This is a genomic window from Sinomicrobium pectinilyticum (assembly GCF_003725735.1).
GTDB classification, from domain to species: Bacteria; Bacteroidota; Bacteroidia; order Flavobacteriales; family Flavobacteriaceae; genus Sinomicrobium; species Sinomicrobium pectinilyticum.
This window is the reverse complement of the sequence record NZ_RJTM01000002.1, coordinates 157,520-184,178: the sequence shown is the minus strand read 5'-3', so window position 1 is coordinate 184,178 and position 26,659 is coordinate 157,520. Positions and strand designations below refer to the sequence as shown.

The window sequence follows — 26,659 nt, the reverse complement described above, 5'->3', positions numbered from 1 at the left end:
GATCCGTTTTTTTCTCAGGTCCCGATGGGATCCGTTAACGAAGGATATCCTGCTGCTTACTAGGGGCTGATCCCTGGTTTATGTACTCCGTAGGGGTCATGCTGAAGTGTTTCTGGAAGTTCCTGCCGAAACTCGTCTGGGATTTATACCCTACATTTTCGGATATCTCATAGATCTTCATATCGGTCGTTTTCAATAACTCGGCGGCTTTTTTAAGCCTGCTTATGTTGATGAGCTCGTAGGGGGACAGGTTGGAGACTTCCTTGATCTTCCTGTACAGTGTGGAGCGGCTCATATGCATGTAATCCGCCAGCAGGTCTATATTGAGATCGGGGTTCCTGAGGTTTTTATCTATCACCTTGTCTAATTTTGATATAAAGGTTTTATCCAGGTTGGAAGTAGCCAGCGACTTCAGGTGGGCCAGCGGCGAACTGGAATAATGGCCTAATATGGTCTTACGGTTTTTCAGCAAATTGGATATCTGAACCTGCAAATGGTTCATGGAAAAAGGTTTTGATATGTACGCATCGGCACCGGACTCCAATCCTTCTATCTTGGCATTCATGGCACTCTTGGCCGTAAGCAGGATAACCGGAATATGGCTGGTCTCCGTATTCTCCTTTATAAGCCGGCATAGCTCTACCCCGTCCGATATGGGCATCATGACGTCGCTGATAACCAGCTGTACTTCATAATCCGCGATCATCTTCCAAGCTTCCCTTCCGTTACCGGCAAGGATAATATTGTAGGTATCGGATAATTCCCCGTAAATGAAACCGGCGAGTTCCTTATTGTCTTCCGCTATAAGAATCAGGGGAAGCTGCCTGTCCAGATCGGGTACTCCTGCTCTCGTATCCGGGTTACCGGTTTTCTCATGATCTGCCGCCAACGTTTTAAATTCTTCGTCCTGGTGAACCGGTATGCTGAGGACAAATGCGTTTACCGATTGCTTTTGTTCATCGATATAAAGGCTGCCGTTGTGCAATTCGGCCAGGGAATGGGCCAGGGAAAGACCTATCCCCGTGCCGGTGTTTTCTGCCTCTCCCGGTAGCCGGAAAAACGGCTCGAAAATACGTTTCTTCAGGTGTGCAGGTATAACAGGTCCGTCATTTTCTATTTCAATACTGAATTCCGTTTCACTTTGTTCCAGGTTGACCCGGACCCGGCTTTTCGAATATTTTATGGCATTGGAGAACAGGTTGCTGAGTATTTTCTTTATCGCACCCTCATCTACATAAGCATAGATGTCATTGTCGTTCTTCAGCAGGTCAAACCGCAGGCCCTTCTCCTGGATAAGCTGGCTGAACCGTATATAGGTTTCTTCAAGGACTTCGCTGATATTCACCTCTACGAAACTCAGTTTCATATGCTTCATTTCCGTTTTCCGGAAATCCAGCAACTCGTTTACAAGGTTTAATAACCTGGAGGTATTTTTCTCCATTATGCCCAGGTTCCGGGGTATTTCGGGCGATTTGTACTTCCCTTTGAGCAATTTTTCCAGCGGGCCGCTGATCAGGGTCAGGGGTGTACGGATCTCATGGGCGATATTCGTAAAAAACTCAATCTTCGCCTGGTATATTTCTTTCTCTTTTTCGTTTTCGAGCTGGCGGATCTTGCGGTTGTTTTTGTTCTTTGTATACTGGTGGTAATACCGCAACAGCATGTAGAACACAATTAACAGCAGGGAGGTATAGATAACATAGGCCGTATTGCTCGCCAGGAAAGGAGGCAGGACCTTTATTTCCAGGGCACTGTTCTCTTCGCTCCACACCCCGTGATTATTCCGGGCCTTTACCTTGAACTTGTAATCGCCCGGCGGCAATTCGGTAAAACTTACTTCATGGCTTTTGTCCAGTGCAATCCAGTCGTCATTCAGCCCTTCGAGTTTATACCAGTATTTGGTCATTCCCGGGGCGGTATAGCTCAGGGAAGCAAACTCCAGGCTGAAAGTGGCTTGTTTGTTGTTAAGTGTTATCTGGCCGGAGTATGAAACAGATTTTTCCAGCGGGGAGCCTTTTTCTCCCACCCGTACCTCTTCGTTATTGATACGGATATTGGTAATGTACACCGGGGGATGGGAATTGTCAGGAAGGAAGGTATCCGGGTTAAAACGGATCATACCGTTGACTCCTCCGAAATACATCTCTCCGTTCTCATCTTTGAAAGCCGAACTATAATTAAACTGATCGCTAAGCAGACCGTTGGCCTTGGTATATATTTTCACTTTTTCCGTTTCCGGGGTAAATTCTACAAGACCATTGGAGGTACTTATCCAGAGATTTTTATTTTCATCTTCCAGGATGGAATAGGTCACATTGGTGGGAAAACCATCTTTTTTGGTAAACCTGCGAAAATCATCGGTTTCTTTCTGCAAGAGGTTAAGCCCGTTTTCGGTGGTCACCCAGAGACGGTTCGCGGAATCCTCAAAAATTCCGTTAACCACGTTAGAGCTGAGACTACGGGGATTACCCGGGTCGTACCTGTAAAACCCTTTCTCTTTTGTTTTCGGGTCAAAGTAGAACAATCCGTCCCAGTAAGTCCCCGCCCAGAATACCCCGTTATGGTCTTCGGCAAAACAGGTATAGTGGTATACTTCCGGAAACCCCTGTACAACTTCGAACGAGTCCTTTTCCGGGAGGTACCGGTGGATACCCGAAGAAGTAAGGACATATATATCCTTGTCCCTGCTTTGATAAATAAAAAATATGAAGTCGCTGCGCAGGTGCCCTTCGTCTTCCCCCGAACCGAAATGCTTGACAACCTTCCCCGACCGTATATCCATAATATCCAGTCCATGCTCGAAGGTGCCGATCCAGAGTTTATCATCTATAGGCAATAGTCCGTGAATATTGTAATTGGACAGCGAGCCTTTCTCTCCCCCGGAAGAATAGTTGGTGAATTTCCCCGTTTCCGGGTCAAACCTGTTGAGCCCGGCATCTTCGGTACCTATCCACAGATGGCCGAAACGATCTTTTTTAATCTCCCGTACCGCGTTACCGCTTATGGAATTTTCACCGACTTTGGGAAAATAACGCTGCATGGGAGTGTATTGCCTGGGATAATAATTGATCCCTCCGAAATACGTACCGATCCAGACCCCCTCTTCCCTGTCCAGCACCAGGGTGTATATGGCATTGTCCGATAGGGAATAAGGATTGTTATAATTCTTCCGGAGGTTCTGGTAAGTATGGTCCCTGAGATTGTAAATGTAAATACCCGATTCGCTGGCGACCCATAATTCATTGTCCCCCTTTTTAAGAAAATCCCTTACAAACAAGGGGTTTTCATGTGCTCCCAGCAGGCTTTTCAGTCGTTTTTCGGATTCTTTATAAAGAAAGGCTCCCCGGTTTTTTGTCCCTATCCAAAGGGAATCTTTGCCACCGGAAGAAAGGGCGGTAATCACCAGTTCCTCCCCCGCTGTGTCCGAAGCGGCCAGGTCGATAATACGGAACGAATTGTTATCGGGAACAAAGCGATACAGTTCTTCCGAAGAGGAAACAAATACTTCCCCGGATGTATTGCATGTAACAAACGAGGCGTGAAACCGATTAAATTTCTCTTCTTCGGCCGTAGCCATATCCAGTTTATACAGGTTGCCGGCCACAATAAACCAGAGGTTCCCGTTCGTATCTCCTTCAATATCCAGAATGGGTTGGTTTTTGGTACTCTCTATCAGGGTAAACGATTCGGTCCTCTCGTCATAACGGAACAATCCCGTATCCGTCCCCACCCAGATATAGTTATCGTATTCGTGCAGGCATCGTATAAAATTGCTGCCGATACTCTTCTCCTCGCCGGGCTGATGCTGAAACAACTTGAAGTTATACCCGTCGTAACGGTTCAACCCGTCTTTGGTGCCAAACCATAAGAACCCGCGTTTATCCTGCAACATACAGATAACGGAGTTATGCGAAAGCCCCTCCTCTACTTTCAGTTTGTTAAAAGCATAAGTCTGGGCCCGCGAACCGGTCGCCGGAAAGCCACATATCAACAACAGAAAAAGTATCCTCATATCTCTACAAATCAATTCATTTCACAGGAAACACAGCTATACAAATCATATCATTTTTCATCAAATCATTTCAAATTAAAGGATTTCCGCAAATTACCGGGAGATTGAACTTTTTTGATGAAAAATTGAAACGCCGGCCCGGCCGGTTTTCAAAATAAAATAATCTACTTTGAAAAAGTTAATTTAACAATAATCAGACACCATTTTTTAATAATCGTCAAAAATGATGTTTGGTTTTTGATCAAACAACAACCACAAGGATTCTTTTACCGGTTCAAAAGTTTATGGATCAGGAAAATGCTTCTACAAATTGTTTCATTAAGACCAAAACCTTTAAAAAATTTCAAAATGAAATTCTATGAAAGCTATTCTAACACTTGTTTCCAGTTTTAAGTACCTGTTACTTCCCGTACTGTTTTTATCGCAGAACTTATCTGCGCAGAATACGGTGGAAGTTTCGGGAAGTATAACCACAACGGACGGGGAACCCATTCCGTTTGCAAACATTGTAGTTAAAGGGACCAACACAGGGACATCGGCCGATTTCGACGGAAATTTCTCTATCTCCGCCGCACCGGACGCGATACTGGTATTTTCTTATATAGGATTTAAGAAACAGGAAGTCCCGGTAAACAATCAGACCACATTGACGATACGATTGGAGGAAGATGTTGCGGCGCTTGACGAAGTTGTTGTCGTAGGTTACGGTACCCAGCGAAAAAAAGACCTTACCAGTGCTATTTCCGTCGTACAGTCCGAAGACATACAGAAGCGGCAGACGACAACCATAGCCGAAAGCCTCCAGGGACTGGCGCCGGGGGTGAATGTGCGTGGCGGCGGCCAGCCCGGGCAGGAAGCCAGGATTGAGATCAGGGGCCTTAAAAACCTGCAGAATGCCAATCCGCTTTACGTTATCGACGGATTGATCACCACGGCCAATCGCGATTTTAACCCTAACGATATCGAATCCGTCCAAATCCTTAAAGATGCCGCAGCAGCAGCGATATACGGCTCGAGAGCGGCAAACGGGGTGGTTATTATCACTACTAAAAAAGGAATGAGCGGGCCGCTTAAAGTGAGTGCCAGCTCAAAAATGAGCCTCACACAGGTGCCTACTTACGACCTTGCCGGGCAGGAAGAATTTGCCAGGCTTAACAATATGGCCTATGACAATGCCGGGCTGCCCAGGCAAAACCTGGACATGAGCGTGAATACCGACTGGCAGAAAGAAGTTTTCCGAACGGGGCTCATACAGGACCAGAACGTCAGTTTCTCCGGGGGCGGGGAAAATTCGACGTACTTCATCTCCGGGAACTATTTCGGCAATAAAGGAACCGTAATCTCCACAGATTTTGACCGGCTCTCCTTCCGGGTAAATACCAGCGGTAAAAAAGGGATCTTCAGCGTAGGCGAAAACCTCGCCCTGTCCAATTCCAAAACCAATGAGATCGGGGGCCCTGAAACCTTAAGAGGCAATCCTTTTATCGATGTGGTGCGTATGTTCCCCACCATCCCGGTATATGACGATGCCAATCCGGGAGGTTTCGGGTACGGAAAATCCGGGGTGGCCAATACCTTTGCCGCAAACCCCGTCGCCATTGCCAACCTCATCGACCGGGAAGTCGAGAATTTCAGGATACGGGGAAATATCTGGGCAGAGATCGATCCGTTCCCTTTCCTTAAATACCGCTTCAATTTCGGCTATGAAACCAGCTTTGATGATTATCTCCACCTGAGACGTGAAGGAAACTGGACCTTAAACCAGCCTTACGAAGCTTCTTTTACCAATCAGAATAAAGCACAGTCCGAGACCAGGATCATTGAAAACACCCTTACTTTCGACCAGCAGTTCGGTAAACACGATGTTACCCTGGTGGTAGGGACCACTTACCAGAAAGACAAATACGAGCAAATAAACGGTACCAAGAGAAACCTTCTGGTAAACCCTAACACAGGAGAATATTTTGATGTCCTCGACCTGGGCGATCAGGGCATCGTTGGAGGGTTTCGCAACGAATCAACGCTTATATCCTATCTCGGAAGACTGGAATACAACTACGACGACCGTTACCTCCTCAACGCCGTGTTGAGACGTGACGGCTCTTCCAAGTTCAGCGACGAGAACAAATGGTCCAACTTCCCATCCGTATCTCTCGGATGGAGGATAAGCAACGAAGGCTTTTTCCAATCGGAAAAAATAAGCGACCTGAAGCTGCGGGCCAGTTATGGTGAACTCGGCAGCGGTAACATTGGCAATTACGAATATATGGGCTTTATCAATACTTTCGGGGCCATTGTTCTGGGTGACGGCCAGGTACTCTATCCTTCGGCTACCCAGGTAAGGCTGGCGAATTCACAACTGCGCTGGGAAACCCTCAAGCAAACCAATGTCGGTATCGATATGAGTCTGTTTAACAACAGGCTTCAGCTCACGGCAGATTACTTTATTGCCCGTACCGAGGACGTGCTCTACAGCTTTCCCATTCTCCACTCTACCGGTAACGACGGTAATCCGCCCATTGCCAACGCCGCTACCGTGGAAAACAAAGGATTTGAGTTCAATGCCGCTTACAGCCAGGTGGTTAACGACGATTTCAGCTTCAATGCTTCCGTAAACCTGAGCACCCTACGTAACAGCCTGGTCTCTTTGGGTAACGGCCTCAACGAAAGCATACAGGGAAATACCATAACCCGCTCCGGGGAGCCGGTAGGAATGTGGTATGTATTGCAAACCGACGGCTTGTTTCAGAGCACGGAAGAAATAAACAATTATACCAATTCCGAAGGTAAAGTGATCATGCCCGATGCACAACCCGGGGATATCCGTTTCGTAGACCTCAATGACGACGGCCAGATCACCAACGAGGACAAAAGTGTAGTAGGAAGTCCCTGGCCCGATTTTGAAATGGGATTCAACGCCGGGTTCCGGTATAAAAACTTCGATTTTTCCATGAACTGGATCGGTTCTTTCGGCGCTACGGTCTATAATGGTTATCACAGTATTGTGGACCGTTTCGATGACGACAGTAACTATCGTTCCGGCATCCGGCCATGGACCCCGGAAAACCCGGATACCGGTTTCCCCCGGGTAGTTAAAGGCACTTCTTTCAGTGCCCGTTCGGACAGTGACCGCTGGCTCGAAGACGGAAGTTTTGTCCGGTTAAAATATATCGGTATGGGATATAATGTCCCGGAAAACGTATTGGGTAAAATAGGTTTTGACCGGGTAAGGGTCAGCCTTTCCGCCCAGAATATCATTACCATAACCGGTTATGACGGTCTCGATCCGGAATTCAGTAACCGGGACATCTTTCAGAGAGGGGTGGATCTCGGCTCTTTCCCTAACGTACGTACCTATTCATTAGGCGTGGAATTCGGTTTCTAAACAAAAAATGATCACCATGAAAAAAACAGCAATATTGACCACAGTGATATGTTCGCTGCTCACAGCGGTTTCCTGTAGCAAAGACGAACTGGACCTGCAAAACCCCAATGCGCTTACCACCGACCAGTACTGGACAACACCGGATGATGCCGAAAAAGGGGTGAACTCCATTTACGCCATGTTTTACAAGGACGGGCTTTGGGCAAGATGGCTATATTTCCGGCTCGACCTCACCTCCGACGAAGGCTTTAGCAAAAGCCCCTGGGTGGAACTGGCGGACTGGACGCGATTCAGTTACATCAACTATAACTTCTGGGAAGGAAATACCGTGACCTGGCGCGATTCCTATAAAGCCATTTTCAGGGCCAACCAGGTCCTGGCCTATGTTCCGGAAATAGAATTTTCCAATGCGGAACGGAAAGAGCAAATCCTGGGCGAAGCCAGGTTTTTCAGGGCCCTGCATTATTATTACCTCGGTGTGCTCTGGGAAAATGTTCCCCTGGTACTGGAACCTTCCGAGCCCAATGACCTGCCGGAACAGCGTACCAAAGAAGAAGTATTCGCCCAGGTAGAAAAAGACCTGAACGAAGCTTTTGGGGCCCTCCCCCCTACCTGGGATGCCTCTCAAACAGGAAGACCTACCAAAGGAGCCGTAAAGGCCATGCTGGGCAAGCTGTACATGCAGCAACACCGCTGGGAAGAAGCCAAGACCGCGCTCGAATACCTAGTTACGGGTGAAGGCGCCATATACAGCCTCGTGGATAATTACGAAGATAATTTTACCCATCTCAATGAAAACAATGCCGAATCGGTTTTTGAAATCCAGTACGGAGACCAGCGGAAAGGCGGTACCGGCGAAAGTGCCGATGCCTCCGTTTCCACCACCAGGGCACAGTTTTTCGCCCCCAGGGGCATCGGCTGGTCGGACGGACAGGCACGGTTCTGGCTTGTGGATGCCTTTAAACAAGAAGAAAACACGAACGGTGGCATTGATGAAAGGCTGCGGTATACCCTCTTTTATCCCGGGCTCCATGAGGACTTCGGCGACAAGGTTTACGGCAAAGACTGGGAATGGGACGAAGACGAAGCCTGGTTCCGAAAGTACCAGAGAGATTATTACCGGGAAAACGAGGACTATTTTTCAGAAGTCAATTACCGGCTGATACGTTATGCCGATATATTGCTGCGTTATGCGGAAGTTCTGAATGAACTGGGCATGACTTCCGACGCCTATCAGTATGTGGACATGGTTCGTGAAAGGGCCGATATGCCCCCGCTGGCCGAAGCTTATCCGGCTATAGGGAATAACCGGGAAGCTTTCCTCAACCGGTTGAAAACAGAACGTGTCCTGGAACTCTGCGGGGAAAGCATGCGTTGGGAAGACCTTAAAAGATGGGGAGACCTGGACGAACAGGCATCGGTAGATGAAATCGCCCAAAGAGACCCGGATTTCGGGAATTTCGATGTAGGCAGGGACATCCGTATGCCCATACCCCAGGTAGAAGTGGAAAACAATCCCAACCTGGAACAAAATCCCGGCTATTAACGGAGCCATTCTATGGATTTGAAATCCATAGGTTGGCGACAGACCGAAAGTTTGTTTGCCACGGATTCACGAATCATTTTTTTACACTGCAACAGGTTATATAGAGAGATGTGTGTATTCGTGGCAAAAAGCTCGTAAAAACCAAAGTAACTGTAATAATCCCGATAATCCCGATCCCGATCCCGATAATTATCGGGATCGGGATCGGGATCAGGAGCAGGATTTGAACCTTTAAATTGATAATCAACCATGAAAAAACCAAAGACTTTACTAAAGCTTATCCTACTATGTTCAATATTTTCTGCCTGTACTCAAACCGATGATGCTACCGGCATAGAGAATGAAACTTATGACATTACTAATGCCCCGGAAGGGGCAGTTTCCCAAAAGAGCGACACTATTGCAGCCCGGGGTATTACAAGATATCTGCACGCCCAGGACGGACCGGACGAAACAGCGGAGCTCCAAAGTTTGATCGATCAATCCTCTTCAGGCGATATTATTTTTATTCATGCAGGTAACCATTATTTCAGCGGTACGGTCCACATCAATAAAAGCGGATTGACCATCAGGGGCGCCAACAACGGTACCGATCCCACAAATTATCTGCGGAAGACCGGGCAGGGGGTTTCTCTCCTGGATGTCGACCCGGGGGTATTAAATACCCTTATCGACTGGATATATATCGACGGGGGAAATTTACCCGAACCCAATATGCGTGTTTTCGGAAACCAGACCGGCATCTACAATAGCCACTTCAGGAACAGTGATCATTCCGGCATTCTGATACACGAGGCCCATATGCTCCATATAGAAGGCGTTAAAGCATATTACAACGGAGTTGTAGGCATTTCGCAATGGGCCAGTTCGGACAATACGATAAAAAACTGCCAGACCTTTGAAAACGGGGGTGAAGGAATTACAATAGACGGCGGCTCTCATAACTGTATCGTAGAGAACGTATGGATTTACAGGAACAATAATCAGCATCGGGGTGTTGGCGGTATAGGCATTGACCAGGCCAACGGTGCCAACATACGGAACTGTACGATAGACCAGACTTTCGGTCACGCCATCCGGTTCCAGAACAATTTAAACCAGCCGAATGACGGGTGCCAGATATACGATAACACGATTACCAGCAGCCAGGGATGCGCCATCAGCATAAACAAACCTCATCTGGTCACAAATTTCGGACAATGGAATAACACGATGACGGGCAATACCGGGACAGTGTGTTACGAAAATTAAGGAGCCCCGGGAGAAGGGAAAAAAACCGAGAACAACCCTGACCTGAAACAAGAACCCGGTGTTAACCGAATTATCCCGCCCCGGAAAATTATCAGGTCATTTATACTATTATCAAATGAAGAAAATTTTAAACTGGAAACCGTATGTTATGCTCATCCTCATCCTGGTGGGCTGTAAAGAGAAGAAGAGTAACACCGGAAAACCGGAAAAAGACGAAACAAAAACCGAAATCACCGCCCGGCCTATCTGGAGTAAGGAACAGGCCAATCAATGGTACGAAGAACAACCCTGGCTTGTAGGGGCCAACTTTAATCCGAGTACCTCCATCAACCAGCTGGAAATGTGGCAGGAAGAAACCTTCGACCCCGAAACCATAGACAGGGAACTCGGCTGGGCCGAATCCATAGGTATGAATACCATGCGCGTATACCTGCACGATCTGCTCCATAAACAGGATAAAGAAGGATTTTATGACCGGATAGACAAGTATCTCAATATTGCCGACAAACACCATATCCGCACCTTGTTCGTGTTGTTCGATTCCTGCTGGGACCCCTTTCCCGAGACGGGGAAACAACGGGAGCCCAAACCACATGTGCATAACTCGGGATGGGTACAGAGCCCGGGACAGAAGGTCCTGCAGGACAGCAGCCAGTACGGGAGACTGGAAAGCTATGTAAAAGAGACCATAGGTAGGTTTAAGGACGATAAGCGCATACTGGGATGGGACGTATGGAACGAACCCGATAACATGACCGGGCCTTCCTATGAAAAAGTGGAAATTCCCAATAAGGCAGAACTGGTACTGCCATTGCTGGAAAAAGTATTTGTCTGGGCACGGGAAGCCAATCCCAGTCAGCCGCTTACCTCGGGAGTCTGGACAGGAGACTGGGGCGCTCATGCCCGGATGAAACCCATGCACAGGCTGCAGGTAGAACAATCGGATATTATCTCTTTCCACAACTACGATCACCCGGAAGATCTGGAAGAAAAAATAAAACAGTTACAACGGTACGGCCGTCCCATGCTATGCACGGAATATATGGCCAGGCCGAACGGCAGTACCTTCGAAGGCTTTCTTCCCATAGCCCGGAAATACAACGTAGGCATGTATAACTGGGGCCTGGTGGACGGAAAATCACAGACCAAATACCCTTGGGACAGCTGGACAAAACAATACACAGCCGAACCGGAACTCTGGTTCCACGAGGTTTTTCATACGGATGGAACACCTTACAAAGAAGCGGAAACCGAACTCATATCCAGGCTTACGACAGAAGCTAACGCCCGATAAGAAACACTCATGAGACCAACCGTTCGTAACATCGCGTACCTCTTGCCGGCATTGCTCCTTTTTCTTGCGGGCAATGCACAACAACCCGACCCGCCGGGACAGGTACCGGAAGGAGAAAAGGCCGTAAACGAAGCCTATCTCTTTGCACATATGACACACGAAGACTACGGTCGCCTGTATTATACGGTGAGCCTGGACGGGCTTCACTGGAATACCCTGAACCGCGGAAAAAGGATCTCTGACGAATACCGCGGGCATCCTGACATTGTCAAAGGTCCCGACGGTCGTTACTTTATTGCCGGAAATACCAGCGATTCCTCCCCTGATATCAATATATGGGTGTCGGATGACCTGGTAAGCTGGAAAAAGCATAGCGTATATACCCCCGACCTGAAATCCGTTCCGGGTTATCCCGGAGCGCTTCAGAGGATCGGTGCCCCGAAATTGTTCTATGACGAAGACTCCGGAAAGTTTATGATGACATGGCATACCCCGCATAAAGAAGGCACTAAAGAAGACCCGGAACGCTACTGGGCAAGCCAGAGGACACTTTATGTACTTTCCGACGATCTGGTCACTTTCGAGGACCCTCCCCGGAAACTGTTCGAATGGGAATTCGGCACGATCGACGTTATCATCCGGAAAGTGAAGGACACCTATTATGCCATTCTAAAAGACGAGACCTACCCTACCTTGTACTGGCCTACGGGAAAAACCATCCGTATTACCCGTTCCGGCTCGCTGTTGGGCCCTTATTCATTACCACAGGACCCCATCAGCCCAAATTTCAGGGAAGCCCCGGCCCTCATTCCTTCCCCGGACGACAAAATATGGTACCTTTATTATGAGCAGTATCCCGGCGTATCCTACGGGCTCTCCATAGCCGATAACCTCAACGGCCCCTGGTACCAGGCATCCGGTTATACTTTTTTCAGTGACTGGGACAAATATGCCCTCCCGGCCAAAGTGAGGCATGGCTGTATGATTACCATATCCCGAAAGGAATACGACCTGCTGGTCAAAAAATTCGGAATAGAAAAAAATGAAAAGTAAAACCGACCCTTGCTTGTGGAAAAAGTTTAAATGAGTTCAATAAAAATATATAGATGAAAAAGAAAATCATACTTGTAATATCACTTGTGTATGGTAGCCTTCTTTTCGGGCAGCAGAAAACGTTTACCAATCCCCTGCTGCCCTCGGGGGCAGACCCGTACAGCACCTATCACAACGGGTATTACTACTACACCCATACCACGGGAGATAAGCTCATGCTCTGGAAAACGGAAAACCTGGCCGACCTTAAAAATGCCGAAAGCAAACTGATCTGGACACCTCCTGCGGGCACTCCTTATTCCAAAGAGATCTGGGCTCCCGAATTTCATATCATAGACGGCAAATGGTACGTATATTTTGCTGCCGACGACGGGGATAATAACAATCACCGCATGTACGTACTGGAAAATACTTCCAAAGACCCCTTCGGGGGAAAATGGGAATTAAAAGGCAAAGTAGCGGCATGGCCCGATCGCTGGGCCATTGATGGCAATGTTTTTACATATAAAAACGAATTATATATGATCTGGTCCGGCTGGGAAGGCCATACCAACAGCCAGCAGAATATTTACATTGCCAAAATGAAAAATCCCTGGACTATTGACGGAAAACGAGTTTTAATAGCCGAACCTACGTATGCCTGGGAAAAACAGGGTGACCTGCAGGACGAGAAAAATCCCCCGCATGTCAATGTCAACGAAGGCCCCCAGTACCTGGAACACAACGGCAATATATTTATCGTTTTCTCCGCCAGCGGGTGCTGGACCGATTACTACGCCCTCGGACTGTTGAAGTTCAAAGGCGGAGATATCCTGGACCCGGCTTCATGGACCAAACATCCGGAACCCGTTTTCAGCGGGTCAGAAAACAACGGCGTCTATGCTCCCGGGCATAATTCCTTTTTCAAATCGCCCGACGGTAAGGAAGACTGGATATTGTACCACGCCAATTCCAATCCGGGGGAAGGTTGTGGAAGGAAACGCTCCCCCAGGATGCAAAAAATACGATGGAATGCAGATGGCACACCAAACCTGGGCATACCTGTCCCGGAAAATGAACGTTTAGCTGTGCCTTCGGAGCATTGACCTAACACATAAACCGAACATCAATAAAAAAACCTTATGACCGATCATTTTTTTATTCCCTATCGACACAACCGGTTGTGTGAATGACGAAAATCGCACACTACTCCTGTTGTATCCCCTTATCAAACCACCAAAAACCAAGAAATCATGAAAATGCATTTTTTTTACCTGTTTCCCGCAATAGTGCTGTTATCGAATGCCTGTGGCAACTACCTCAACGGTGGTACACCCGAAAAAGAGGAAGAAATCGCGACCCGGCAGATTTACCTGGCCGATCCCACCATTTTTGAAAGTAACGGCACCTACTACCTGTATGGTACCAAAAATGACCCGGATATACAGGGTGAAGGCTTCCTGGTCTATACCTCGGATGACCTCGTGCACTGGGAAGGGCCTGCAGGGGCTACAGACGGTTTTGCCCTGAAAAAAGGAGATGCCTTTGGCAACGGGGGATTCTGGGCGCCCCAGATCTTCCGTTATAATTCCGTATACTACATGGCTTATACTGCCGACGAACACATTGCCATCGCTACGGCAGACAGCCCGTTGGGGCCTTTTACCAATGACGGCACAGCTTTAGATGCCCCGGTGAAACAGATTGACCCCTTTATTTTCTTTGACAATGGCAAGGCCTATATTTATCACGTAAGGCTACAGGACGGCAACAGGATTTTCGTAGCCGAAATGACCGGTGACCTCACGGCAATAAAATCCGAAACCCTGCGGGAATGCATTTATGCCGAAGAAGACTGGGAAAATACCGAAAATGCCGGCTGGTCTGTGGCCGAAGGCCCTACTGTGGTCAAAAAAGACGGATTGTACTATTTGCTCTACTCGGCCAACGATTTCCGGAACCCGGACTACGCAGTAGGCTACGCCGTGAGCGATTCGCCGCTCGGTCCCTGGGAAAAACCGGAAAACAACCCCATAATTTCTTCCCGTAATACGGGGGAACCCGGCCCGGGGCACGGAGATATCGTATATGACCAAAACGGCGATATACGCTACGTACTTCACACCCACTACACTCCCGGTGCCGTACATCCCAGGAAAACGGCCCTTGTAGAACTACAGTTCCGGGAAGGGCGGTTTGTGATGGTCCCGGAGAGTCTCCGATGGATACAAAGTACGGTCCGGGACTAATTGCCCTTCACCGGTTCTCCCGGTGCCGAAACCATCTCATAGTTCCCGGCACACCAATCTCAAAAGATGCCACCCGGACCTTCCTGAATATCCGGACGAATGCTTCTTTGCCAAAAACGGGATTATCCGGATTGGCCGATATTCAGCGGAACTATTGCCATACAGGCACCGACCGGCGAAAAACATCCGGTGCTTTAACATTGTTCCTGCCACAGGTCACGATTTACAAAAACACCCCGGTTTCGCGAAATCCGGTACATATTATTATTAACTAAACCCCTTAAATTATGAAACGATCAATCTTTTATGCATGTGTAATCAGTAGCGCATTCCTGTTGAATGCCTGTGACAAATTACCCGGATGGTCCGAAGAACCGGCCCCCCCGGAAGATCTCACCGGGTTCATTGCCGACAGTACGTTTACCAATCCCGTCCTGCCCGGCGGCCCCGATCCCTGGGTTATCCGGAAAAACGATAAATATTATTATACCTACACCCAGGGTGGTAAACTGGTAATCCTCGAAACCGAAAATGTGTCGGAACTCGCATCGTCTACCCGGCATGAAGTGTGGACACCCCCGGCGGGGACGCCCTATTCCAAAAACCTGTGGGCACCCGAACTCCACGAGATTGACGGCAAATGGTATTTTTATTTCGCTGCCGACGACGGGCAGAATGCCAACCACCGGATGTATGTCCTCGAAAATACATCAGCCAGTCCGGTAGAAGGTAATTGGGTAATGAAAGGAAAAGTTGCCGATGCCACAGACCAATGGGCTATTGATGGTACCATCCTGGAACTCAACGGCCAGCTCTATATGCTGTGGTCCGGGGGCAATGCCGGGGCGCCACCACAGGAGATCTACATTGCGGAAATGAGCAACCCCTGGACAATATCCGGTGAAAAGGTCGTTATTTCCTCCCCTACCTATAACTGGGAAAAGAACGGAAACCCGATAAACGAAGGTCCGCAGGTACTGATTAATCCCGACGGACAGGTATTCATCGTGTACTCGGGCAGCGGTTATTGGGTAGATACGTACTGCCTGGGACTGCTGACACTCCGTACAAACGGTGATCCCATGAATCCGGCGGACTGGACCAAAACACCCGAACCTGTTTTATCCATGAAAGCGGAGAGTAATGCCTACGGTCCGGGGCACAACGGTCTCTTCACATCTCCCGACGGTACGGAAGACTGGATTATCTATCACGCCCGCAGCCAGGCCGGAGGCGGAGGCCGGAACCCGCGGATCCAGCGTTTCACCTGGAATGCCGACGGTACGCCGCATTTCGGCGATCCGGTGCCCATCAACACCCCGATACGCAGGCCGTCGGGAGAGGTTTTGCGGTACAGGCACCTCAAAGACAACTGGTCGATCGCTGGGTTCAGTTCCGAAGAAATAAATAACAGCCGCCTGGCCATCCGCCTGATCGACGATGAAGCATCTACGTACTGGATCACCCGTTACTCTTCCGATCCCACCGACTATCCGGATCACTGGATCACCGTAGACATGGGGGAAGTATGTACCGTAGACGGTTTTATCATAGCCCAGAAAAATGGCGACCGCAAAGTGAAGGAACTGGAAATCCTCGTAAGCAATGATAATGAAAACTGGGAAAGCCTGGGTCACTTTGAACTGAACGACATCGGTCTTATGGACCAGTACAGGGATTTGCCGCAGCAGGAACAGTTCCGGTATTTCAGGATAGTTCCCCGGGAAGGATACGACAGCCAGCCCCAACCCGGTTTGGCTGAGGTGGGAACCTATATAATCGATCAGTAAGGTCAACCCACTACCGGTGATAACAGGTGGAATGACCGGTACGGGCACCGGAATTTTTAATTAAAACAAATGAAGGGGACGGCAAAACCGTCCCCTTTGCAATATTTGATTTGCTCGTTTATAATAACAGGTTAAACGGACGGATGATTAAACCCATTCGTTGGTGTGATTACCTCCGCCGCAGTCGAGCATTCTGCAGGATACGGTAAAGGTTTCCGTCAGGGGATTATCACCGGATGCATCAAAGTTCTCTTTGTATTTCACCAGGTATCCTTCGGTGAAATTCACCTCTTTCAGCTTGGCATCCGTATCACGCTTCAGATAAGTAATGGTTCCGTTTTTACGTTCGAAGTTATTGGTCATCCACTCAAAGAAGAAAGAGTCTCCCGTAGATTCTACCGTAAAATAAATTCGCCCTCCCCGGGTTACCGAAGAAGGACGTCCTGTGGCATCTACTTCCTGTGCCAGATCGTAGTTGACGTTCAAGATATTCACTTTCTTGCCGCCAACAGATAGTGTTGCTTTAAATGACATAATACTTAAAAATTAAGGTTAAATAAATAAAAATACCAAATCAAATATCGAATAAATACAGTACGCAATATATTAAAATTTAGCATCTTACACAACATCCCCTGTGAAAATACCGGTTTTCAGGGAGTTCCGGCAGGTATTTCACCCGGAATAAATATAAACCTTCCCATGCGCTGTAAGCCCTTGTTTTACGGAAGAAAACCCGATATTCCGATTCGCCCCCTGATGCCGGTATTACAGCTAAAAGAAACACCGGAACCGATATAACCAACCCCTTAACTTCAGGACCATTACCACTCTGCATTCTTTGAGAATTCTTTTGATATCATTTTACGTTACAGAATTAATCCTACTAAATCTATAGAATTAATAATTTTATATATATCTTCGCTCCCTGAACCGATCAGGGATTTTTTTATATCCCATTGTTCGCGAATACTGTATATGAAAAGTGAAAATAACCGATAATTCCCAAGGCAACGGAGCTTCGGCAAAGAGAACAGAATAATGGCCGCAACACGCATTCTTAAGGACAGACTTTTAAAAATCAGCTTCAAACAGATCGGCATTGCGATTCTGATTTTGAAGTTTCTGCTTATCGGTTATTTTATTTACATCATAAGCCAGGGAGAAGGGAATGTTTTTTCTTTTGACAGTACCTTTTTTACTTTTGTGGGGATAGGTTTCTTCGCACAGCTCATAGACGGGGCACTGGGTATGGCATACGGGGCAAGCAGCACCGCGCTCCTGTTACATTTCGGTGTGTCTCCCAGAATTGCTTCTGCCAGTGTACATACTGCAGAGGTATTCACTACCGGCGTTTCGGGCCTGTCTCATCTCCGGTTTAAGAATATTGATAAAACCCTGCTTATACGCCTGGTTATTCCAGGGGTAATAGGTGCGGTCCTCGGCGCCTATCTCCTTTCGGATATTCTTGACGGCGGAATAGTAAAACCTTATATCTCCGCTTACCTTCTCATCCTCGGGACTATCATATTGTACAAGGGTATCCGCAACAGGCAGAAAGAGAAGAAAGAGGTAAAAAAAGCCGGCCTGCTCGCCTTTTTCGGAGGCTTGCTCGACGCCATAGGCGGTGGGGGCTGGGGCCCCATTGTTACTTCCAACATCATCAACCAGGGCAAAAGCCCCAGGGAAACCATAGGCACCGTAAACACAGCCGAGTTCTTTATTACCTTCTTTGCTACCGGTATCTTCCTTTACTATGTGGGGATTGACAGCTGGCAGGTTGTCCTGGGACTTATCATCGGAGGGGTCTTTGCCGCTCCCATAGGCGCTTTTCTTGCATCACGGATCAACAAGAGGGTTCTTTTTATTGTGGTGGGCCTGGTAGTTATCCTCACTTCTTCATTAACTATTTACAATGCCCTTAACCAATATTCCCATACCATTACAGCACTACTGGGATAGTCACGGTATTTGGTCCAAACCGGTACATGGCAAAAGGGCGGTTTTTAATTCACTCCGGAATTCCGTTCCGGGAACCGGGGGCTTACTTTAGGTCGTATCATTTTGAGTACGTAAAGTTATCTTCTTATTATTGCATATATTTTACCCGTACACATGCTGTCCAGAAAAGCCAAATACGCCCTCAAAGCACTTGTATTCATTTATGAGCATCCGGAAATGGTGCCGGTTTCGACCAAAGATATTTCAGAGGCCGAGAAGATCCCTTACAAATTCCTGGAAGCCATTATGAATACACTTAAGCAGAACCGCATTGTCAAAAGCCGTCGCGGGCCGAGGGGCGGATATGATTTTGCCAGGGCTCCCGAAGAAATTACCGTGGCCGCCGTAATGCGTATTATAGACGGCCCCATTGCGCTTACCACATGTACCTCCGAAAATTTTTATGAAAAATGCGAGGAATGTATTGATGAAAAGACCTGCAAAGTCCGGAAAATGTTTGTCCGCTTACGCACATCCATGCTGCCTGTACTGGAAAGGTCCATCGCGGAAATGTAAACGTTTGCTCCTCCCCGTCCCCGAAGGAATAAATGATAACCTAAATTTCACCGTGCGATCTTCCGTATTAAACCGGAGTTATCGCATTTTTGCGCAAAGCGTTTGATGTACTACAATGACAACACCATGAAATACCTCCTTCTTTCGGTTCTATTATCACTGCTGGTCTCCATACCAGGGTTTTCACAGTCTTCGCCCGGTAACATTCAGATAGCCTTCCTGGCCGATGTACACCTCCAGGACCTCTATGGCACTTTTACCGATACGGATTACCGCGGTATCCGCAATCCGGAAACAGGGAAATACACACTTCTCCGGACAATGGGTGCGCAACTGCATTCCACCCGTATATTTAACGAGAATTATTTTGCCTTCCTCACTGCTCTTGACGATATAGCAGGGAGAGGTATTCGCCTGGTAGCACTGCCCGGGGATTATTCGGACGACGGCCAGCCTGTTCACATACGGGGCCTGCAACGCATCCTGAAAAAATACAGTGACCAATATGGCATACAGTTCTTTATCACTACCGGAAATCACGATCCGGTGGGGCCATTCCGTCAGGAAGCAGGAAAAAACGACTTTCTGGGACAGGGCGGACAAAACCAGGTTATCACAAGTACCAAAGATCCTGTAAAGAACGCGGAAAAAGACGGACTGCCCGTAATTGTTTCCGAAGATATTGCCAGGTCCGGGTACAAGGATATTATGGAAAGCCTGAAAGATTTCGGCTTCTCTCCTTCCCCGGAATACCTCTACTGGGCGACGCCTTTCAGCAATTACACCCCGGATACCTATTCCTTTGAACAGGCAAAGGAAGCAGCCCGGTTACAACACCGCATGTATGATGTTATTCCCGGTTTTACGGTTCCGGATGCCAGCTATGTCGTTGAACCGGTGCCCGGTATATGGTTACTTGCCATAGACGGGGATGTCCACATCCCGAAAGATCCTTCCGCCGGTCCTTCCGTTGCCGAAAACTACTCCGGTGCGGGGACCGGGTACAAAAACATACTCACCCATAAAAAACACCTCATCCGTTGGGTGGCAGAAATAGCTTCCCTGGCCAGGGAAAAGAACAAAAAACTCATCGCTTTCAGCCATTTTCCCATGATTGATTTTAATGACGATGCCTCTCCCCTGCTGGAAAAACTTTTCGACGGGAAAAAATGGCAACTCGAACGCGTTCCTCCCGAAAACGTGGCCAGGACCTTTGCCGCAGCCGGGCTTCGTATACATGTGGGAGGACATATGCACATCAACGACACCGGGATAAGAACATATGAAGACGGGAATTGGCTGGTCAATATACAATCTCCTTCTCCCGCCGCTTATATGCCCGGGTATAAAATACTCAACGTAAGGAAAGACAACCGGATAGAAGTAGAAACAGTCTCCCTTCTCCAGGTCCCGGAATTCCGGACGCTTTTCCCGTTCTACTCCATGGAATACGATTATCTGCGTAGTGGTAACAAACCTGTCTGGGACAAATCGATCCTCAAAACAGAACGGTATTCCGGTTTTACACTGTGGCATCTTAAAGAACTGGTGAGGCTCCGTTTTGCAAAGGACTGGCCGGAAAGACTCCTCGATTCCCTACAAATACGAAACGGCACGGACTTCCTGTACGAGCCTGTAAAAACCGGTACTTTGACCAAAAGGGCATTACACAGGGAAGTGCAAAAAGCCGGTTTAAAACCCGGAGATTTCCGGAAATGGGACGGAAAGGACCTTTTGCTCGATTTCTATAAATTGCGGAATGCGGATGTACTTGCGCTTAAAGATATCCCCAAAGAACGCATTGCACATTATAACTTTCTCGCCGGAAAATACAGGGAGCTACCCGGTGATACGGAGTTACAGAACAAGTTAAAACTGGTGTTCGAATGTCTGTACCGTTTTATACACGGCGCCCCGGCCGATCATTTTGAGATCGATATGGGTTCGGGTGCGGTAAAGGCCCTGAAACAGAGAAAACGAACAGACTGAAAAACAGTTTATCCGGTCAGCGTTTAATATCTATTTCATAAGTAAAACTATCCGCCCGGTAATACCCCAGGTTATATTCTATGGGCCGGTCTCCCGGATCGCATACCAGCCGTCTGCGGAACAACAGGGGACTTCCTGTTTTAACATCCAGTAATTCCGCCAGTTTTCTTGTAGCGGGGATAGCATTGATCTGCTCTTTAGATACGGAGGGGATAGTAGCGTAATCCCTTTCCAGGATTTCATAAAGGTGACGGGAAAAATCTTCTTTTCCGGTAAGGCCGATACGAGGGTGAAAAAATGAAATAAAATTAACAAAAGGCCCTTTATCCAGGCCCCGGAGACGTTCCATACGAAGCACCTCCCTGCCTTCTTCTATCTGTAAAGCAGCGGCCACCTCCTGGTCTGCCTCTGTCCATGAAACATTGATCTGGTAATTTACAAACTCTACTCCTTTACTGTGCATTTCCTCGCTGAAGCTGGCCCAGTTACTCAACTTCGTACTGAGCGTCTGCTTTACTACCCGTGTACCGACCCCTTTTTTGCGGACCAGTAATTTCTCGTTTTCCAGCTTATTGGTAGCCTGCCGCACGGTATTGCGGGATATTCCAAGCATTTTAGCCAGTTCCACTTCCTTGGGAAGCAGTTTTCCTTCCTTGTATTCCGGCTTTTCAATCAGGGTTCTCAACAACTGTTCTACCTGTAAATGCAGGGGTATTCCGTTGTGATGGTCCACTTTAAATTCAATAGGTCTCTCTTTTTGCATTGTTGCTCTTTTCCCTCGGAATTTTTAAAAAACAAAGATACTAATTTTATATATCCCAATGTTCCTACATATTTAACCGCAGTTGTTATATGATCCTTTTTAAAAACGGGGTGCCTTGCTGTCGAACACCATGCCTTCGGTACTGAGCTGGTGGTCATCACTCCTAAAGGGTTCTGCCGGAAGGCCGTTCTGGTCCGTGAGGTCCAGGGGCCCGGGATTATCACTCCAGGCATATCGTACCTCCACCGGATCTTTTAACCCCGGACGGTATACCACTACGGTATTGCGACGTAAAAAAGCTTGGGCCCAATGAAATTTTCCGTCTTTACCGGCCAGTTGGAAACCGCGTATATATCCGTATTTGTCTTTAGTCTTCAGGGAATCAGTCGCCAGGGTAAAATGTACCAGGAGACTATCTCCCTTTTTCTCCGTTTCTTTAAACCGGGGAGCCTGTGCCGGATATTTTCCGCCATAACCGAGGTTCATAGCCAATGTGCCGAGACGCTTACCTACATCCTCCTTATTCCGGGGATGGATGTCTTCTGCTTCTCCTATATCTATCGTTACCGCCATGCCCGTATTCGGCAAGGCCCGTGCCATGGCCTGGGCTTCCCGGAGTTCTGCCCAGGACGACGGGCCCGGAACTTCAGGTTCTTTACCGTAGTTTGCCAGTTGCACCCACAGAAAGGGCATTTCATTGTTGAAATGATTTCGCCAGTCGCGGATAAGGGCCGGGAATAACTCCCGGTATTCCGCTGCCCTCGCCGCATTGGATTCGCCCTGGTACCAGATCGTTCCCTTAACGCGCAATGCCGTAAGCGGCGCTACATTGGCATTGTACAGCACTCCGGGCGACGAAAACGGGGAGACATCCACTAATTCCGGTTCCGGGAATTTCCCGGCCTCGACCTGTAATCCTTTCCTGTAGTGCCACTTTCCCCACAGTATATCGTTCCCCCAGAAAGCAGAAGTTGTAAAACCTCCTATTCCCCCGGCATCAAAAACACGTACGACCAGTACATTGCCTTTCTTTTTAAGAATACCGGCAGGTACCTGGTAATTTCTGTGATTATGCCTGCCAAACGTTTCACCGATACGGTGTCCGTTTACCCAGGTAATATCATAATCATCGATTTGCAGCAATTGTAAATGCAGGGAATCTCCTTTAAACCCTTCCGGAAGGTCAAAACTCTTCCTAAGCCATACGGCGCCGTCAAAATCTTTCAGGGCTTTCTCTTCTTTCCAGGTATTGCCGGCAACTTCCAGGGTATCCCAGGAAGAGATATCTGTTTCCGGCAGGTACCATTTTCCGGTTACCCCGGGCCCGGTATAATAATACTTGTTATACCAATGCTTTTTGCTTTTCTCAAATGCCTTCCGGACATCTGCAAAACTTCCCGTATGTTTTATTTCCTCTTTAAACTGGGGAAATGCTTCCAGAGCTTCGTTACTCATCCAGGTTTCTACGGCCGTTGCCCCCAGGTTTACGCTGATCAGGCCTATCGGGACCCCGCTTTCCTGCTGAACAAATTTCCCGAAATGATATCCTACGGCAGAAAAATCCGCGATACTTTCCAGGTCCGGAGTTATCCATCCGGAAGAATTTATGTCTTCTCTCGGCCTGTAATCCATTTCCGGGTTCACCTTTAAAAGTCTTATTTGTCCTTTTTCAAGCCATGTGGTATCCGGCTCCCGGTAGGGTGTTTGCTTCAAGGGCCATTCCATATTGGACTGGCCACCGCAAAGCCATACGTCTCCCATTAATACATTTTTCAGGGTTATACCGGACTCTCCGTCACTTATTTTTACGGTGTACGGTCCCCCTGCCGGAAAAGCGGGCAATTGCAGCTTCCATTTTCCTTTCTTATCTGTCCTGGTGTGTGCCGGCCTGCCACCTATTTCCACCTTAATTTCCCGGCCGGGGGCACTCCACCCCCACAGGGTCACGGGAACATCGCGTTGCAATACCATATTGCCGGTAAAGTAGGCCGGCAGGCGGAGTTCCTGGGCATAAGCGGTAAAAATGACGCCCAGGACAAACTGCCATAACAATAGGGATCTCATCATCGGTCTTTTAAAATATGTTTATGTTGTTATTCTCTCACAAAAGCTTTCAGCGTAGCGCATTCTTCACCTTCGGACGCTCCGTAGGGACGTATGGTATAATCCCCTACTTCGGCAGGGATTATAAAAGTCTCCGCATAATGCACCACAAAAGGCTCGAATTTACCTTCCGGACTTTCCACGATGGCTTCCCGTCCTTCCACCAGGTTGATCACATTGACGCTGCCGTTGGTGTTGTGGGGCACGCTCCCGGTAAACCAATGCCGTCGCGTTTCGATAAAATCGGAAACGTACAGGCCGGTCTTTTCTTCTTTCCAGCCTTCTCCTTGTGCTACTTCTTCGATACGGTTCACCAGGTTGTCTTTCGTCCACTGTGTTCTCCGGCTCCAGTCGATAACATTTTCGCCGTGGAACAGGTGTATCGGTCTCGGCTTTCCGTCCAGTCCCAGCCTGCCCCAGTCCCACAGTTTGAATGTAAAAATATAGGGGGTAGCACTTATTTCCAGTACTACGCTGTTTCTTCCCGAACAGTGTACCGTCCCCGAAGGGATCAGGTAATGATCGTGCTTTTTTACCGGCCATTTATTGATATAAGCATCTGCATCAAAGGCCTGCCCCTTTTCCTGGGCATTCTTCAGGCCGGCGATCATTTTTTCCGGATCGGTCTCGTCCCGGATACCCAGGTATACTTCGGCCCCTTCCCCGGCATCGAGGATATAATAGCTTTCGTCCTGGGTATAAGGCATGCCGAACTGTTCTTTTATATAGGCTTTGGTAGGGTGTACCTGCAAACTGAGGTTTCCTCCGTCCATAGTATCCAGGAAATCGAACCGTATGGGAAACTCTGCTCCGAATTTTTTATAGACCTGCTGTCCCAGTAGCGGTTCCGGGCGGGTGAGCACCAGGTTTATGGAAGGCGTTTCGAAAGTAATTCCCCCGAAATCAAAAAGCAGGCTGTTCTCTTCGGGGACACAATCGAACCCCCAGGCGAAATTCACCCTGTCCCTGTCGAGATCAATGACTTCTTTAAGCCATTGTCCTCCCCACGGGCCCGGATCGAAAAACGGCACAACGCGGAAAGGCTGCCTGCTGGTTATTTCCAGTGCATGCTTCATCGCTTCGCCGGAAATCATCCTGGGATCTGACGACCGGACGGTATCGACAAAAAAATCTGTTTTTTCAAAAAGGGCTGTTTTATGCCTGTCCAGTACCCTCCAGTCCACAAAAAAAGATTGTTTGACACGCAAGGCAAATTCCGTATCCTTATTTAATACCCCCAGATTGTTCACCTCGTGCCTGCGCATGCGAAGCTGTAATTCCCAGCGAGGCATGTCCAAATATACCAGGAGATCGCTTCTGTCACAACAAAAGCTCGCTCCCGGTCCCAGTATAACCGTTATGTCTTTGTTTCCTTTTCCCGTTTTTTCCCGCAGCTTCCGGCAACTTTCAGGATCGAAAAAATCGCTGAGGGCGAGATCGGTCATATACCCGAAAACCCGGTCGTCCGTGACATACGGATATACCATTTTCTCTATTTCCGGAGCAGGTTTCATCGCGTCGGTACTGTCATATATTGTGCAGGAACCAAATACTTCTTCAAGGGCTGTCCTCACCTCTGCGGTATCGACACCCTGGTAAGTTTCGATAACAATTTTTCCGTTGTCTCCCGCTTTGTCTTTTATAGCCCCGCATATGGCATCCCAGCCGCGTATACATTCGTGTTTATCTCCACTAACCCTTATCCTGGGATACTTGTCGTAATTAGATGTTATTTTTTTTCCTTTCATTGTTTAATATATAACTTGTTCCTAATATTCCTGCTGTTTCTTTTTTGCCGGCGACCACTATGGGTAAACTTCCCGGTGGTATCCAGCTGTGTTTTTCTACTATTTTTTCTATACCGGGCAGTATGTCATCCATACTTTTCATAATACCTCCGCCCATAATTACTTTTTCCGGATCGTAAGCATGAATAAGGTTTACGATCCCGGTACCCCAGGCTTTTATACTTCTGTTGCGCACCTCAACCGCTGCACTGTCCCCCGAACGGGCATAACGGAAAACGCTTTCGTAATCCGGGTTTTCGGCTCCGTGAAGGGCACTGCCGGTATAATCCCGGGCATTCTCCAGGTGGTTTTTCAGGGCCCAGGTCGATGCCAGGCTTTCCACACATCCGGTATTACCGCAATTGCATTCCGGGCCGTTATAGTCGATACTCATGTGCCCGCCCAGGTTCCCGGCGAGAAAGTTCTTACCGCGTAATAACTTCCCTTCGATGAGCACTGCCGATCCTACTCCCGTTCCCAGGGTGATCATTACGAGATTGTTACAGCCCTTTCCCGTTCCGTACTGCCACTCTCCCAACAGAGCCGCCCGGGCATCGTTTTCAAGGGCTACCGGTAAGGCCCAGTTTTCCTTTCCCCAGGCCCCGAAATCCGTCTGTCCTGCCCCGGGGTATTTCACATAATCGGACAGCACCTTTTTCTTTCCGGGATCCACTATTCCGGGAAAGGCTATACCTATACCTCCTACACGATATTCCTTATCGCTGCAAAGTTCGTTTACCGGAACTGACAGGTCCTTCAGCACATTGTCCATGCTACGTCCTGACCTGGCTTCAAAAGACTGCATTTTACGGAGATTCCCTTCCTCATCCACCAGTCCCATTTTTATACGGGTGCCCCCCATATCGATGCCGATATTCACATTTACCATCTGTTAATTCTTTAATTCTTTTTTCATTAGTCTATCCTTGTTCCGTATTACA

At 48.1% G+C, this 26,659-nt stretch carries 17 protein-coding genes; 11 read left to right on the top strand and 6 right to left on the bottom strand.

The window, feature by feature from the left end; genetic code table 11:
* Nucleotides 1-34 precede the first annotated feature (34 nt).
* On the bottom strand, nt 35-4,012 hold the full coding sequence (locus ED312_RS00770; protein WP_123214076.1) for a hybrid sensor histidine kinase/response regulator transcription factor: 3,978 nt from the start codon (nt 4,010-4,012) through the stop codon (nt 35-37).
* Nucleotides 4,013-4,370: 358 nt separating this feature from the next.
* On the opposite strand from ED312_RS00770, the gene ED312_RS00765 reads away from it, so the two are divergent.
* From ED312_RS00765 to ED312_RS00725, 8 genes are all read left to right on the top strand, one after another.
* On the top strand, nt 4,371-7,397 hold the full coding sequence (locus tag ED312_RS00765) for a SusC/RagA family TonB-linked outer membrane protein (RefSeq protein ID WP_123214075.1): 3,027 nt from the start codon (nt 4,371-4,373) through the stop codon (nt 7,395-7,397).
* A 16-nt stretch (nt 7,398-7,413) separates the two neighbouring features.
* Nucleotides 7,414-8,943, top strand: a complete 1,530-nt coding sequence (locus tag ED312_RS00760; protein WP_123214074.1) for a RagB/SusD family nutrient uptake outer membrane protein — start codon at nt 7,414-7,416, stop codon at nt 8,941-8,943.
* Between the two features lie 249 nt (nt 8,944-9,192).
* Nucleotides 9,193-10,194: a right-handed parallel beta-helix repeat-containing protein gene (locus ED312_RS00750; RefSeq protein WP_123214072.1), complete on the top strand. Its 1,002-nt coding sequence runs from the start codon at nt 9,193-9,195 to the stop codon at nt 10,192-10,194.
* A 115-nt stretch (nt 10,195-10,309) separates the two neighbouring features.
* Nucleotides 10,310-11,488: a glycoside hydrolase 5 family protein gene (locus tag ED312_RS00745; protein ID WP_123214071.1), complete on the top strand. Its 1,179-nt coding sequence runs from the start codon at nt 10,310-10,312 to the stop codon at nt 11,486-11,488.
* A 9-nt stretch (nt 11,489-11,497) separates the two neighbouring features.
* Nucleotides 11,498-12,541: a glycoside hydrolase family protein gene (locus ED312_RS00740; protein ID WP_123214070.1), complete on the top strand. Its 1,044-nt coding sequence runs from the start codon at nt 11,498-11,500 to the stop codon at nt 12,539-12,541.
* Nucleotides 12,542-12,594: 53 nt separating this feature from the next.
* Entirely contained in the window at nt 12,595-13,626 is a 1,032-nt protein-coding gene (locus ED312_RS00735) for a glycoside hydrolase family 43 protein (RefSeq protein WP_123214069.1), read from the top strand.
* Between the two features lie 147 nt (nt 13,627-13,773).
* Nucleotides 13,774-14,769, top strand: coding sequence for a glycoside hydrolase family 43 protein (locus ED312_RS00730; RefSeq protein ID WP_240642969.1), 996 nt, complete (start codon nt 13,774-13,776; stop codon nt 14,767-14,769).
* 287 nt (nt 14,770-15,056) lie between these two features.
* Nucleotides 15,057-16,559: a family 43 glycosylhydrolase gene (locus tag ED312_RS00725; protein ID WP_123214068.1), complete on the top strand. Its 1,503-nt coding sequence runs from the start codon at nt 15,057-15,059 to the stop codon at nt 16,557-16,559.
* Nucleotides 16,560-16,706: 147 nt separating this feature from the next.
* Here the strand turns inward: ED312_RS00725 and tssD are convergent, their stop codons facing one another.
* Nucleotides 16,707-17,093 carry a type VI secretion system tube protein TssD gene (gene tssD / locus ED312_RS00720; protein WP_123214067.1) on the bottom strand — a complete coding sequence of 129 codons (387 nt, stop codon included), beginning with the start codon at nt 17,091-17,093 and terminating at the stop codon, nt 16,707-16,709.
* 507 nt (nt 17,094-17,600) lie between these two features.
* On the opposite strand from tssD, the gene ED312_RS00705 reads away from it, so the two are divergent.
* The 3 genes from ED312_RS00705 (at nt 17,601) to ED312_RS00695 (ending at nt 21,065) form a co-directional block, all read left to right on the top strand.
* Nucleotides 17,601-18,521: a sulfite exporter TauE/SafE family protein gene (locus tag ED312_RS00705; RefSeq protein ID WP_123214064.1), complete on the top strand. Its 921-nt coding sequence runs from the start codon at nt 17,601-17,603 to the stop codon at nt 18,519-18,521.
* Nucleotides 18,522-18,674: 153 nt separating this feature from the next.
* Complete coding sequence (locus tag ED312_RS00700) at nt 18,675-19,076, top strand: RrF2 family transcriptional regulator (protein WP_123214063.1); 402 nt, start codon at nt 18,675-18,677, stop codon at nt 19,074-19,076.
* 126 nt (nt 19,077-19,202) lie between these two features.
* The gene (locus ED312_RS00695; RefSeq protein WP_123214195.1) at nt 19,203-21,065 is read left to right on the top strand and encodes a metallophosphoesterase family protein; all 1,863 of its coding nucleotides are present in this window, start codon (nt 19,203-19,205) and stop codon (nt 21,063-21,065) included.
* 16 nt (nt 21,066-21,081) lie between these two features.
* On the opposite strand, the gene ED312_RS00690 is transcribed toward ED312_RS00695, so the two are convergent.
* The 4 genes from ED312_RS00690 to ED312_RS00675 form a co-directional block, all read right to left on the bottom strand.
* Complete coding sequence (locus ED312_RS00690; RefSeq protein WP_123214062.1) at nt 21,082-21,828, bottom strand: GntR family transcriptional regulator; 747 nt, start codon at nt 21,826-21,828, stop codon at nt 21,082-21,084.
* 99 nt (nt 21,829-21,927) lie between these two features.
* Complete coding sequence (locus ED312_RS00685) at nt 21,928-23,895, bottom strand: sialate O-acetylesterase (protein ID WP_123214061.1); 1,968 nt, start codon at nt 23,893-23,895, stop codon at nt 21,928-21,930.
* 26 nt (nt 23,896-23,921) lie between these two features.
* Nucleotides 23,922-25,679 carry a class I mannose-6-phosphate isomerase gene (locus ED312_RS00680; RefSeq protein WP_123214060.1) on the bottom strand — a complete coding sequence of 586 codons (1,758 nt, stop codon included), beginning with the start codon at nt 25,677-25,679 and terminating at the stop codon, nt 23,922-23,924.
* The gene (locus ED312_RS00675; protein WP_123214059.1) at nt 25,654-26,607 is read right to left on the bottom strand and encodes an ROK family protein; all 954 of its coding nucleotides are present in this window, start codon (nt 26,605-26,607) and stop codon (nt 25,654-25,656) included. The genes ED312_RS00680 and ED312_RS00675 overlap by 26 nt, the downstream gene beginning before the upstream one ends.
* Between the last annotated feature and the right edge of the window lie 52 nt (nt 26,608-26,659).

Coding starts and splice junctions, on each gene's coding strand:
- ED312_RS00770 (WP_123214076.1), bottom strand. CDS start 4,012: ATGAGGATACTTTTTCTGTTGTTGATATGTGGCTTTCCGGCGACCGGT.
- ED312_RS00765 (WP_123214075.1), top strand. CDS start 4,371: ATGAAAGCTATTCTAACACTTGTTTCCAGTTTTAAGTACCTGTTACTT.
- ED312_RS00760 (WP_123214074.1), top strand. CDS start 7,414: ATGAAAAAAACAGCAATATTGACCACAGTGATATGTTCGCTGCTCACA.
- ED312_RS00750 (WP_123214072.1), top strand. CDS start 9,193: ATGAAAAAACCAAAGACTTTACTAAAGCTTATCCTACTATGTTCAATA.
- ED312_RS00745 (WP_123214071.1), top strand. CDS start 10,310: ATGAAGAAAATTTTAAACTGGAAACCGTATGTTATGCTCATCCTCATC.
- ED312_RS00740 (WP_123214070.1), top strand. CDS start 11,498: ATGAGACCAACCGTTCGTAACATCGCGTACCTCTTGCCGGCATTGCTC.
- ED312_RS00735 (WP_123214069.1), top strand. CDS start 12,595: ATGAAAAAGAAAATCATACTTGTAATATCACTTGTGTATGGTAGCCTT.
- ED312_RS00730 (WP_240642969.1), top strand. CDS start 13,774: ATGAAAATGCATTTTTTTTACCTGTTTCCCGCAATAGTGCTGTTATCG.
- ED312_RS00725 (WP_123214068.1), top strand. CDS start 15,057: ATGAAACGATCAATCTTTTATGCATGTGTAATCAGTAGCGCATTCCTG.
- tssD (WP_123214067.1), bottom strand. CDS start 17,093: ATGTCATTTAAAGCAACACTATCTGTTGGCGGCAAGAAAGTGAATATC.
- ED312_RS00705 (WP_123214064.1), top strand. CDS start 17,601: ATGGCCGCAACACGCATTCTTAAGGACAGACTTTTAAAAATCAGCTTC.
- ED312_RS00700 (WP_123214063.1), top strand. CDS start 18,675: ATGCTGTCCAGAAAAGCCAAATACGCCCTCAAAGCACTTGTATTCATT.
- ED312_RS00695 (WP_123214195.1), top strand. CDS start 19,203: ATGAAATACCTCCTTCTTTCGGTTCTATTATCACTGCTGGTCTCCATA.
- ED312_RS00690 (WP_123214062.1), bottom strand. CDS start 21,828: ATGCAAAAAGAGAGACCTATTGAATTTAAAGTGGACCATCACAACGGA.
- ED312_RS00685 (WP_123214061.1), bottom strand. CDS start 23,895: ATGATGAGATCCCTATTGTTATGGCAGTTTGTCCTGGGCGTCATTTTT.
- ED312_RS00680 (WP_123214060.1), bottom strand. CDS start 25,679: ATGAAAGGAAAAAAAATAACATCTAATTACGACAAGTATCCCAGGATA.
- ED312_RS00675 (WP_123214059.1), bottom strand. CDS start 26,607: ATGGTAAATGTGAATATCGGCATCGATATGGGGGGCACCCGTATAAAA.